At 68.5% G+C, this 11,943-nt stretch carries 11 protein-coding genes; 5 read left to right on the top strand and 6 right to left on the bottom strand.

Annotated features, from left to right (window positions below):
* The first annotated feature begins 147 nt into the window (after positions 1-147).
* The 4 genes from QN239_RS00465 to QN239_RS00450 all read left to right on the top strand — a co-directional run bounded on the left by QN239_RS00465 (position 148) and on the right by QN239_RS00450 (position 3,450).
* Positions 148-723 carry a hemophore gene (locus QN239_RS00465; protein WP_499007604.1) on the top strand — a complete coding sequence of 192 codons (576 nt, stop codon included), beginning with the start codon at positions 148-150 and terminating at the stop codon, positions 721-723.
* Between the two features lie 181 nt (positions 724-904).
* Positions 905-1,288, top strand: coding sequence for a heme-binding protein (locus QN239_RS00460; RefSeq protein ID WP_499007603.1), 384 nt, complete (start codon positions 905-907; stop codon positions 1,286-1,288).
* Positions 1,289-1,338: 50 nt separating this feature from the next.
* A complete protein-coding gene (locus QN239_RS00455; RefSeq protein WP_090363021.1) occupies positions 1,339-2,016 on the top strand; it encodes a response regulator transcription factor in 678 nt (225 codons plus the stop codon).
* A 3-nt stretch (positions 2,017-2,019) separates the two neighbouring features.
* The gene (locus QN239_RS00450; protein ID WP_499007602.1) at positions 2,020-3,450 is read left to right on the top strand and encodes a sensor histidine kinase; all 1,431 of its coding nucleotides are present in this window, start codon (positions 2,020-2,022) and stop codon (positions 3,448-3,450) included.
* Here QN239_RS00450 and QN239_RS00445 read toward each other — a convergent pair.
* Genes QN239_RS00445 through QN239_RS00435 form a run of 3 tightly spaced genes read right to left on the bottom strand, consistent with a single transcriptional unit; the run spans position 3,365 to position 6,115 of the window.
* Positions 3,365-3,727, bottom strand: a complete 363-nt coding sequence (locus QN239_RS00445; RefSeq protein WP_499007601.1) for a DUF3054 domain-containing protein — start codon at positions 3,725-3,727, stop codon at positions 3,365-3,367. The genes QN239_RS00450 and QN239_RS00445 overlap by 86 nt on opposite strands.
* On the bottom strand, positions 3,720-4,949 hold the full coding sequence (locus QN239_RS00440; RefSeq protein ID WP_499007599.1) for a M23 family metallopeptidase: 1,230 nt from the start codon (positions 4,947-4,949) through the stop codon (positions 3,720-3,722). Before QN239_RS00440 ends, QN239_RS00445 begins: the two co-directional genes overlap by 8 nt.
* Positions 4,946-6,115 (bottom strand): lysylphosphatidylglycerol synthase transmembrane domain-containing protein, encoded by a 1,170-nt coding sequence (locus QN239_RS00435; protein WP_499007598.1) that lies wholly within the window; start codon positions 6,113-6,115, stop codon positions 4,946-4,948. The genes QN239_RS00440 and QN239_RS00435 overlap by 4 nt, the downstream gene beginning before the upstream one ends.
* 74 nt (positions 6,116-6,189) lie before the next feature.
* Here QN239_RS00435 and QN239_RS00430 point away from each other — a divergent pair, with 74 nt between their 5' ends.
* Positions 6,190-7,350, top strand: a complete 1,161-nt coding sequence (locus QN239_RS00430; protein WP_499007597.1) for an AI-2E family transporter — start codon at positions 6,190-6,192, stop codon at positions 7,348-7,350.
* Here the strand turns inward: QN239_RS00430 and mmpL3 are convergent.
* The 3 genes from mmpL3 to trmB are packed head-to-tail and all read right to left on the bottom strand — an operon-like array spanning position 7,347 to position 11,932.
* Positions 7,347-10,298: a trehalose monomycolate exporter MmpL3 gene (gene mmpL3, locus QN239_RS00425; RefSeq protein ID WP_499007596.1), complete on the bottom strand. Its 2,952-nt coding sequence runs from the start codon at positions 10,296-10,298 to the stop codon at positions 7,347-7,349. The two genes, QN239_RS00430 and mmpL3, sit on opposite strands and share 4 nt — an antisense overlap.
* A gap of 55 nt (positions 10,299-10,353) precedes the next feature.
* The gene (locus tag QN239_RS00420) at positions 10,354-11,082 is read right to left on the bottom strand and encodes an NYN domain-containing protein (protein ID WP_499016462.1); all 729 of its coding nucleotides are present in this window, start codon (positions 11,080-11,082) and stop codon (positions 10,354-10,356) included.
* Between the two features lie 28 nt (positions 11,083-11,110).
* A complete protein-coding gene (trmB, locus tag QN239_RS00415) occupies positions 11,111-11,932 on the bottom strand; it encodes a tRNA (guanosine(46)-N7)-methyltransferase TrmB (RefSeq protein WP_499007595.1) in 822 nt (273 codons plus the stop codon).
* Positions 11,933-11,943: the final 11 nt, after the last annotated feature.

Raw genomic sequence — 11,943 nt, 5'->3', positions numbered from 1 at the left:
AGTTTGCTGCGCCGATTTCCCGCGGTCGGCGGGGAGTGGCATCATGGCGGAGGAGTTTCTGGGTCGGGGGCCCGAAAGTCTGCGGAAACCGCCGGTCATCACCGCTGCGCGACCGGCATCGCAGTCGTCACCGTGAAGGAGTGACCCATGACGATGACGTCCCGAGCCCCGCGCTCCCTACGTCGTGCCCTGTTCGGAGCGTTCGCTGTGAGTGCGCTCGGTGGTGGGGTGGCGGTGGGTTTGCTCACCCCGGCCGCCACCGCGGCACCCGATCCGTGCGCGGCCAGCCAGATCGCCAAGACCATCGGCTCGGTGGCGAACTCGACGGGGACCTACCTCGACGCTCACCCCGAGACCAATCAGGCGCTGACGACGATCGCACAACAGCCTGCCGGGCCCCAGTCGCTCGCCGCGACCAAGACGTACTTCGATGCCAACCCGCAGGCCGGCAAGGATATGCAGCAGTTGCAGCAGCCGTTGGTGTCGCTGTCCACCCAGTGCCGGCTGCCGATCACGATGCCGCAGCTGCTGGGTCTGATGCAGGCGGCCCAGAACGCCTCCCCGGTCACCCCGGGAGGTTTGCCGGCAACCCTGGCTCCGGCACAGTCGCTCGGTGCCGCAGGGACCCCGGTGGCCACCATGCCGGCCGCCACGGCGCCGTCGGCGGCGGGTGGATCGGGTTCCGGACCGCTGCCCGGGCCTGCCACCATCGCTTCCCGGTAGCCCGGGCGACCCGTGCGCACCCGCTGAGCCGGGGGTGCGACCTGGGAATTCGTGGTTTCTGACGATTCGTTGTCAGCAAGCCGCGAAACTCCCTCGGGATTCTGCTTAGCTTCTTGGTGTCGGTCACCGAACACGGTCACCGACGCAGGTGAACATGCAGAATTCGGTAAGGAGCTTGACCATGTTGCTCTCGGCTCGTGCTGCGCGGCGTGCGGTTGCTGGCGCGGTAGGCACCGGCGCACTCGCCGGTGCGATGTTGTTTGGTGTCATCCCGTCGGCCCTTGCTGACGATCCCGCCAACAATCCGCCCAACTGCACTGCCGGCGACCTGGCTCAGGTGGCCGCCGGAGTCTCCGCGGGGACCTCCGCGTACCTCTTCACCCACCCGGATGTGAACTGGTTCTTCACCAGCCTCGAAGGCCTGCCCCGCGACCAGGTCCGCGCCAAGGTGACCGAGTACCTGGACCAGAACCCGCAGACCAAGGCGGAGCTGACCGGTATCCGTCAGCCGCTGGTGGATCTCAAGAACCGCTGCGGCGCCGGACCGGCGCCTGCCATACCGTAGGTAGCGTGCCTGGCGCCCTCGACTCAGTCTCCTCGGAGAGCACCGGTCGAATGGTGCTCATGGTCGACGACGACCCGGACGTACGAACGTCGGTAGCTCGCGGGCTACGGCATTCGGGGTTCGACGTCCGGGTCGCGGCCAACGGCAAGGAGGCGCTGCGCCTGTTGTCCACCGAAGCGCATGACGCGCTCGTGCTGGACGTGCAGATGCCCGAACTCGACGGGGTCGCCGTGGTCACGGCGTTGCGCGCACTTGGTAACGACATACCGATCTGTGTGCTCTCGGCGCGGGACACCGTCAACGACCGGATCGCCGGCCTGGAGGCCGGCGCGGACGACTACCTGACCAAACCATTCGATCTGGGTGAGCTGGTGGCGCGGCTGCACGCGCTGTTGCGCCGGGCCGGTCATTCCGACCGGCCGTCGGACACCATGTCGGTGGGTCCACTGACCATAGACACCGCCCGGCGGTTGGTCTTCGTCGACGGCGATCGCGCGGACCTGACCAAGCGCGAATTCGATCTGCTCGCGGTTCTCGCCGAGAACGCGGGCGTGGTGCTCTCCCGGCAGCGGCTGCTGGAACTGGTGTGGGGATACGACTTCGACGTGGACACCAACGTCGCCGACGTGTTCGTGTCCTATCTTCGGCGCAAACTCGAGCGCGACGGCCATCCGCGGGTCATCCACACGGTCCGCGGGATCGGGTACGTCCTGCGGGAGGAGGCGTAGCGCGTGCGGCTGTCCCGTTTCGGTCGGTCCGCATCGCTGCGCACCCGGGTGGCGTTGGCCTCGGCGGTCGCCGCGGCCGCCGTCGTCGCCGGATTCACCATCCTCACCTCGGTGGTGCTGGCCAGCAATGACGATGCGCAGTTGGACCGGCGGCTGGATTCGATCGTCGAGGCGAGCATGTTTCCCGAGCAGCTGGCCGACCCCAAGCGTGGCGTGCTCACCACCGGCCGATCGATGTCCACCGGCCAGGTGGTCTTCCAACGCGGCTTCCAGTTACCGTCGTTGCCGCCCGGCACCGACACCGTCGTGGTCAACGGCGTGGACTACCGGGTGCGCACCATCAAGATGACCCAGCAGGCCGGAAATGTGCTGGTGTCCATCGGGATCCGGGCCGACAGCATCCTGCTGAACCGGGCCAGGATCCCGTTCTACACCGCGGTCGGGGTGTTCACCGTGATCGTCGCGGGCGGGCTGGGCTGGCTGCTGGCCGGCCCGGCGGTACGGCCGCTGCGCAAGCTCACCGAGCAGACCACGCGACTGGGTGGTGGCAGCGAACAGATGCCGGCGGTCACCGGCGCGCGGGAGGCCGAGGAACTCTCCGATGCGATGGCCGGGATGCTGCGCCGGCTGGCCGCCGCCCAACAGGCCACCACGAATTCCCTTCAGGCAGCCCAGGATTTCGCGGCCAACGCCGCCCACGAACTGCGCACCCCGCTGACGGCGATGCGCGCTGACCTGGACACGCTGCGCATCCACAACCTGCCCGACGAGGAGCGCGACGAGGTCGTCGCCGACCTGCTGCGGGCGCAGCTGCGCGTCGAGGCCACCATCACCGCGCTGGGACAACTGGCCTCCGGCCAACTCGCACAGGTCGAGGACCGGGAGCCGATCGATGTCACCGACCTGCTCGACCGGGTGGCGCGGGAGAACCGGCGCACCGGCAGCGCGGTCGAGATCACCGTGGAGGCGGATGACGACCTGGGCACCGTGTGGGGCTGGCCCGGCGGTCTGCGCCTGGCGGTGGACAACCTGGTGCGCAACGCGGCGACCCACGGTGGTGCCGAGCATGTCGTGCTGACCGGACATCGCCGGTCCCACACCATCGACATCATCGTCGACGACGACGGCGCAGGCGTGCCGGCCGACGAACGGGATATCGTGCTGGGCCGGTTCGCCCGCGGCAGTACGGCCGCGCCCGGCGGTTCCGGCCTGGGGCTGGCGTTGGTCACCCAGCAGGCCGATCTGCACGGGGGCGAACTCGATCTCGCCGACAGTCCGTTGGGCGGCCTGCGTGCGACGCTGACCATCGCCATCTCGGCTCCGGTGGACCCGGACGCCACCGTGCCGGTCAGGACCGGGACGCCACCTTGGCGGCGGCGCGCCAGCCGAGTAGCAGGATGGCGGTCGTCAGGGATGCAACCACCACAAAGCTGAACGCGGTACCGGCGGCGGTGGCCTTGCGCAACACCATGCCGATCGCCACGGTGCACACCCAGATGATCAGGCCCGTCGGGGTGATCGCGGTGGGGCGCTGCCAGCCCCGCGCCGCCAGCCAGCCGACGACGGTGCCGGTGAGGAACGGCCACGCCGTCTGGGCGACCCCGTCCAGCGTCACCCCCTCGGCGTGGCTGCGCCGGCCTATCGCGCAGAAGACGACGACGGCCACCACATCGGCGGTCACGGCGGCCAGGACGGTGCTGCGTTTACTCACCGGAGTAGTCCATCACATCGGAAACCAATGGGGTGACCTCGGATTCGTCACGGGCGTGCGAGCCGGGCCGCAACGGCGCCGGCTTGCCCGCGATCAGGGTGTCGAAGACGTCGATGCTCGCGGTCTGGGCGTCCAGCCGAAACGAGGTGAACACGAACGGCAGCCCGTCCGAACGCAGCGGATCGGGGGAGTCCATCACGTGGAAGTGCAGGTGTGGTGCATCCGAATTGCCGGTGTTGCCCAGGCTGCCGAGCACCTGTCCGCTTGTGAGCCGTTGTCCCGGTTGGACTTTCACGCTCCCGGTTTTCAGATGGGCATACAGCGCATAGTTGCCGTTGCCGAGATCCTGGACGACGTGGTTGCCGGCGTACTGATCCAGGGGCAGCCCGGTCGGTGTCTGCCCCGGCACTTGCTCGGGTAGGCCGTCGAGGACGGCGACCACGGGTCCGTCGGCAACGGCGTGGATATCGGTGCCGAAGTACGGGTAACTGGTCAGCTTGCCGGCGGGGCCGTTGAGCAGCCGGTAGCCGGGGTCGAGCTGGACGTAGTCGATGGCGAACCGCTCGGCGGCCCACAGCTGCCCGTCGAGCGGGTTGAGGGCCATCCGGTGCGGCGTCATCTCGCAACATCCGTTGGCGTCCAGCCATTTCGGTCCACGCAGCGGAGGCGCGATCTGCACCGGCTTGCGAGTCTGTACCGTCACCGGGGCCACCGTCTCGGTCATGATCGGGGGTAGCAACGGGGGAGCGGGCCGGCTCAGCGCCACGGTGATCGTGTGGTCGAGTCGGGTCGGGACATTTCCCGGGGCGACCGTGGCGTCGATCCACACGGCCGCGGTCTGCGCGGGGCCGATGGTGGTGGTGGGTTTCGCGGCGGCGCCCAGTATCCGGGTCCAATGTGCCAGCGCGTCACCGGAAAGGGACAGCAGTGATGCGCCGCCACCCTGCACCGTCACCGTCGAGACGGTGACGTCCTGATTGAGGACGTTGGTGAGCAGCAACTCGTAGGCCAGATGGGTCCGCCCGTCGGTGCCCGGCACCGGGATGGGGTCGGCGACGGGGCGGGCCAGCAGCGGGGTGGCGACCGGCTCACCGGCCGGGGCGGGGGAGGTGGAGCTGGTGGGCGTGGCCGAACGCGTGGTCTCGCCGGTGCTGCCGGTGCAGCCGGCCGTCACCATGACTGTGCTGAAAAGAACTGCGGCCCAACGTATCAGCGCTGTCATGAGTCGGGGTTGCGGGTGTTGTCGGGATCAGGGGTGAAGGTCATATCCTGGCTTTCGGTGGCGGTTTCGCGAGCGTCGTCCGGCTCGGGTTCCCGGTGCGGGTCGGCGTCTGGGTCCAGGTCCGCCTCGGTGCGGAACATGAAGAAGAAGATCACCCAGCCGATCGTGGAGATGAAGATCCAGCTGGCCAAGCGGTAGATCAGCATCGCCGAAATGGCTTGGGCCAGTGTCATTCCGCTGGACACCAGGCCGGGTACCAGGACTGCCTCGACCACCAGCAGGCCGCCGGGCATCAGCGGGATCGAGCCGACCGCACGGGCCGCGGCGTAGGCCACCGTCAGCCCGGCCAGCGACGGGTGTCCGCCCGCGGCGTACGCGGCGAACGCCAGGCAAGCGACATCGGCGATCCAGTTGAACATCGACCAACTGAACGCATTCGTCAATGCCCGCCGGCTGAGACTGACCGATTCCAGCTGTGTGAGCATCCTGCGCCAGCCGGCCAATCCGGTGTCGAGGGGTTTGCCCCGCACCGCGTTGAACCGGGACAACAGCCGGACGCCGATGCCGTCGATCTGTTGCGGATTGGCCGCGACGGTCTGCGCCAGCACCAGCAGCGCGACGAACCCGCCCAAGGTGAAGATCAGGGACAGCGGGTTCTTGCTGGCGCCGAGCAGGAAGGCCCCGCCCAGGCCGAGCAGTGCCAGGCCGACCACCTGAAGCACCCCGGACATCACCAGCTGCCACGAGGCCACCATCGGTGACGCGCCCCAGATCCGCTGCTGCCGGTAGACGAAGGTGGCCGACAGCACCGGGCCGCCGGGCAGGGTCGTGGACAGCGCGTTACCCGCATAGAACGCGGCCTCGGACCGCCACTGCCTGACCTCCACACCGGCCGAACGCAGCAGGGTGCGCTGGATCTGGGCGAAACTGTGCATCGAGGCCATCGCCGCGGCGACGGCAGCCAGCACCCACCACCCGTTCGCCGACAGCAGGCTCTTCCACGCCTTGGCCAGCTGGTCCCAGACCAGGACCAGTTCCACGGTCAGTACGACGACGGCGACTGCGAGGATGGCCCAGCGCACCCACCAGTACTTGCCGCGGCGACGGCCATCGGGCGGGGAGGCCTGGTGGTGGTCGCTGCTCATCGGCGCGTCGTCATGCGACACGCCTCCAGGGTAACGGCCGATGTCGTGCGGAAACGTGCGCCTGCGTGGCGCGCCGCGCCGTTACGCTACCGGGCATGACCCGCTCCCCTGGTGTATTCACTGCCGATCCGCTCGCCGACGAGTCGGTGAGCCCCGTGATCCGCAAGGCGGCTGCCTGGTCCTGGCGGTTGCTGGTCATCGGTGCGGCGGTGATGGCGGCGCTGTGGGTGATCACCCACCTCGAGCTCATCTTCGTGCCCGTGGCATTGGCGGCCATGATGGCCGCGCTGCTGATGCCTGCGGTCGACCTCCTGCACACGCGCCGGGTACCGCGCGGGGCGGCGGTGGCGGGGGTGATCCTCGGCGCGATCGCCGTCGTCGGCGGCATCCTGACCTTCGTGGTGAGTCAATTCATCAGTGGCGCACCGGATCTCGTCGAGCAGGTGACGCGCAGTATCGACGGTTTGCGGGTCTGGCTGGTGGAGGGGCCCGCGCATCTGAGCAAGAATCAGATCGACCACGCCGGCGACTCGGTCATCACCGCGCTGCGGGAGAACCAGGCCAAGCTGACCAGCGGGGCGCTGTCCACCGCGGGCACCATCACCGAGATCGTGACCGGTGCCCTGCTGGTGCTGTTCACCTTGATCTTCCTGCTCAACGGCGGTCGCGAGATCTTCGCCTTCATCACCAGGATCTTCCCGACGACGGTGCGCGACCGGGTCCGCGACGCCGGGCGGGCCGGGTTTCGTTCGCTGATCGGCTACGTGCGGGCGACCTGCCTGGTGGCCCTTGTCGATGCGATCGGTATCGGTACCGGCCTGGCGATCATGGGGGTGCCGCTGGCGCTACCGCTGGCCTCGCTGGTGTTCCTCGGTGCGTTCATCCCGCTCGTGGGTGCGGTGCTCACCGGCGGGATCGCCGTCGTCGTCGCACTCATCGCCAAGGGCTGGGTGTACGCCTTGATCACGCTGGGCCTCATCATCGCCGTACAGCAGCTGGAAGCCCATGTGCTGCAACCGATCGTGATGGGTCGCGCGGTGTCGTTGCATCCCCTGGCCGTGGTGCTGGCCATCGCCGGCGGCGGTGTGCTGGCCGGCATCGTCGGCGCCCTGCTCGCGGTGCCGGCGCTGGCGGTCACCAACAGCGCGGTGCGGGTGCTCCTGGCACCGGATCCCGACGCCGAGGAAGCCCTGCTGGCCGCCGAATCGGGTGCCGGGCCAGACCCCGACCCTGGGGCCGGGGACGAGTCCGGTTAGAGCCTGCCCTCGCGCCGCAGCAGGTCGGCGGCGCTGAGCCCGCCACTGCGACGGGTCGGTGCATCGTCGCCGGTTTCGGCTTTGTCGCGCACCTTGGAGGTGTCCAGCTTCTCGGTGGCCGGGTCGGCGTCACGCTGGGCGGGGATGGCGGTCGTCGGTGCGTTGCCACCCGGATCGCCCATCGCGACCGTCGGTTGTGCCGACGGGCGCGCCGGTGGCGGTGGCGGGGGTGAAGTATTCCCGCCGAGCTGTCTTCCCGGGTCGCTTCGCTCCTGCCCGCCGCTGCGAAGATCACCCAGCCAGGATTCGATCTCCCGCTTGTCACGCGGCTCACCCCGGCGGGCCCGATCGGCCGGCGCCTGGGTACCGGCGGAGTTGACCGCGTTACGTGCCGCGTCGATCGCCACGGTGGCGGGCGACTCGGGCTGCGCGGCGAACCGCGTCGTCGGCGGCTCGGGCGCGGCGGGGCCGGTGGTCGGAATCCGGGTGGTGCCCGCGGCCGACGGTCCGGCCGGGCGCACCGGAGGTCGTCCGCCCGCCGGTGGTGCGGGCGGTGCGGCCGGATGGGTGGGATCGTGTGCGGGCAGGGCCGGCAGCGGTGCGCCGACCCCGACCAGAGCGGCCGGGTCGGCTGCGGGCTCGCCGGAATCCCGGACCGTCGGGCGCTTGCGCTCGTCGGGCAGTTCGACCTCGCCGAGCCCGATCCGCTGCTGGACCCGCTTCATCCACTGCGGGGCCCACCAGCAGTCGTCGCCCAGCAGCTTCATGATCGCCGGCACCAGGAACATCCGGATGACGGTGGCGTCCAGCAGCAGCGCGATGAGCAGGCCGAAGGCCAGGTACTTCATCACCACCAGATCGGAGAACGCGAACGCGGCGACGACCACGGCCAACACCAGCGCGGCACCGGTGATGAGCCGGCCGGTGGTGGCGGTACCGATCCGAATGGCCTCCGCGGTGGACAGGCCGCGTTCGCGGGCCTCGACCATCCGGGACACCAGGAAGACCTCGTAGTCGGTGGACAGGCCCCAGATGACCGCGATGATCAGGCCGATCATCGGCGCCAGGAGAGGCTGTGGCGTGTAGTTGAACAAGCCCGAACCATGGCCGCCCTCGACGAACATCCAGGTCAGGATGCCCATCGTGGAGCCCAGGGTCAGCGCGCTCATCAATGCCGCCTTGATCGGCAGCACGATCGAACCGAATGCCAGGAACATCAGGATGGTCGTCGTGATCACCAGGATCACCGCGATCAGCGGCAGTTTGTCGAACAGGGTCGTGATGCTGTCCTGCGCCAGCGCGGACGTGCCGCCCACCAACACCGTGGTGCCGCGAGGTGGCGTCAGCGCCCGCAGTTCCTCGATCTTCTTGGGGGCGTCACCGCTGTTCACCAGACCGTTCTGCAGTACCCGCACCGACGGGTCCTTGGACCCGCCCTCCTGCACCGAGCGTTCCTGCCACATCTTCGACGGGTTGTCGGTGCCGGAGAAACCGGACACCGTCTGGGCCTCGGACCGCAGCGTGGCCAGTTGCTGATCGGTCACCGGTTCGCCGTTGTCGCTGCGGATCACCAGGGTCAGCGGTTCGGTACGGAAACCGGAGAACTCCTTGTCGAACTGTTCCTGGGCACTACGCACCGGGTTGTCCGGCGGCAGGTACTTCTCACTGAGGCCACCCAGCGCGAGCTGCCCGATGGGAATGACCAGCAGGATCATCAGGACGAGGATGGGTGCGGCGAACGCGATGGGCCGCTTCATCACCATATTGACCAGCCGGCCCCAGAAGCCCTTCTCGACCTCTTCGCGGGTCTTGGTTTTCTGGGTCTTCTCGATGAACCAGTCGATGATCTTGCGGGAGAACGGCCAGTTCGCCAGGAACGGCACCCGCAGCAGGGTGCGCACGCCGAGGGCGTCGACATTGGTCCCGAGGATGCCGAGTACGGCGGGCAGCACGCTGATCGACAGCAGCGCGGCCAGCAGCACCGACGCGATGACCGCGTACGTGATGGATTTGAGGAAGCCGAGCGGGATGAGCAGCAGCGGCAGGATGGAGGCGACGATGATCACCGCGGAGAACGCGACCGTGCGGCCCGAGGTCATCACCGATCTTCGTACCGCGGCCTCGACGTCATAGCCTTCGGCCAGTTCCTCCCGGAATCGGCTGACGATGAACAGGCCGTAGTCGATGGCGATGCCGAAGCCCATCATCGTCACCACGGGTTGCGCGAAATAGTGCACGGGCCCGAACTCGGCGGTGAACCGCAGGATGCCCAGCGCACCACCGATGGTCAGGCCGCCGATGATGGCGGGCAGGGCCGCGGCGACGGCGCCACCGAACACGAAGAACAGCACCACGGCCACCAGCGGGATGATGACGACCTCGGCTCGTTGCTGGTCGGTGCCGATGGTGCCGGTCAGTTCGCTGGCCAGCGGATTCAGGCCGGCGAGTTTGATATCGCCGCCGTTGATCTTCTCGAGGTCGGGCTGAACGGTCTGGTAGTTCTTCAGGATGGTGTCGTCGTCATCGCCCTTGAGCGGGATGCTGACGAAGGTGTGCCGCAGATCCTGCGTCTTCATCTGGCTGACGGTCGGATCGGTGGTGTCGGGGGCCTTCAGCCAGCCCACCCAACCGACGATCTGATCGGGATGGTCCTTGACCACCTGGTCCAGCTCACCGACGACCTTCTTCTGCCAGTTCTTGTCGGTGACCTTCTTGTCATCGGGCGGCGTCAGGATCGCGACGACGTGGCTGGTGCGGTCCCGGCCGTACACCTCGTCGCTGAGCAGCGACGCTCGCACCGACTCGCTGCCCTCGTTGTAGAAACCGCTCTGGGTGACATGCTGACCGAGGCTCGCCCCGAACACGCCGCCACCAAGGCACAGTGCGACCATGACACCGATCACTATGTATCGGAATCGGTACACCGTTCGACCCCACCAGGCGAACACGTCAGCTCCTTAATATGTTCTGGTCACGCTGCGCGCGCATTATCGCTTCTGTTGTCTATAAGCGCGAGGTCAGAAGCGCCGACAGCGGCCGGAAGGGCTGCAGCCAAGCGCCCTGCTCGGGCAGCGAATCAAGGCCGATTCGCGGTAACGGCTCCCGGAAGACACCTGCGATGTCCTCCAGGTCGACGAACTCCAAGGTATCCGACGCTAACGCCCAACTGGCATGTTCGCGAAATCCCAGCACCTGCACCGGAACGCCGTCGTGCGCGATCTCCTCGAGCGGCGCGCGGAACGCCTGACCGTCGGCCGACGCCACGACCAGACCCGCCAGACCTTCGCCCCGGCGGAGCGCGATGTGGTTGAGCATGTCGCTGTCGACGTCGCTGTCGTCATCGACTTTGGGCTTCGCGAAGACCGCAAAGCCCACGTTACGCAGCGCCTCCACCCACGGGCGAACGACATCGGCGCTACCAGGGGCGATATTGGTGAAGACGGTGGCTTCCGGCTCGAGGTGGGCCTCCAACGAGCCCAGCGGTGCGTCCTCGGCGCTGCCGGTGGCCGCGACCGCCGAGATATCGGCGGTGCGTTGCAGCAGCCACCGCCCCAGCGCGTCGAAGCGCGGCCGGTGCGCGGCCGTCGGGCGGCCACCGAGGATCGAGCCCAGTCCCATGTCCAGGTTGGGCGCGTCCCAGACCAGCAGCACCTTCCTGATCGCCGGCGACTGTGCCTCGTCGGCGGGGGACGCCAGCTCCGGCACCTCGGTGGTGTCGGAGGTCGCGCTCATCGGCTGCTCGTCGGTAGCTGTCATTCGCTCACTCCACCCGCGCCCAGACCAGCTCGGCGATATCGCGCCCGGCCTCCAGGCCCTTTCCTTCGTACTTGGTCTCGGGCCGCCGCACCGAAATCGGCAGCCGGCTGTCTGCGGATACCCGCTGCAGCAGTGGTTCAGCGTCACCCACTTCGACGATCTGCTCGGCGTAGCCGGCGTGGTCGGTGGCGGCGTGCAGGATTCCGCCGGGCACCAGGCGGTCGGCGATGAGCGCCACGGTCTCGGGTTGCAGCAGCCGGCGTTTGTGGTGCCGGGCCTTCGGCCACGGATCGGGGAAGAAGACCCGTACGCCGGTCAGCGAGGCAGTGCCGAAGAAGTGTTCGAGCACGTCCAGGCCGTCACCGCGGATCAACCGGATGTTCGTCACGGGGTGGTCCGTCTCGGCGGTGCGGTCGATCGCCCCGAGCAGCTGCGCCAGCCCGCGCCGGTAGACCTCCACGGCCACCACGTCCAGGTGCGGTTCGTCGATGGCCATGGCCAGTGTCGAGATGCCGGTGCCGCAGCCGATCTCCAGGACCACCGGGGCCTGACGGCCGAACCACTGCGGGAGGTCGCGGGGCAGCGGCCGCCCGGTGGTGTCGCGGGCCTCGGCGCCGAGCTCGGGCCAACGCCGCTCCCACAGCTCCTGCTGACCGCCGGACAGGGTGGAACGCCGGTTCCTGAAGCTGCTGACGCGCCGGGCATGGTGCGTGATCGGCACACCGTCCTGGGCGCCGTTCGCTGCGCTCAGGCCCGCGGTACCCGAATCCGGCAGCTCACGACCGGCTTCCTCGCGCTGGGCATGCATCGGTCCATCGTCGCTCATCACACCCGATC

The sequence above is a fragment of the Mycolicibacterium sp. Y3 genome (assembly GCF_051188035.1).
Taxonomy (GTDB): Bacteria; Actinomycetota; Actinomycetes; order Mycobacteriales; family Mycobacteriaceae; genus Mycobacterium; species Mycobacterium fluoranthenivorans.
Note: the sequence above shows the minus strand (reverse complement) of the source record. Positions and strands in the feature narration are given on the sequence as shown.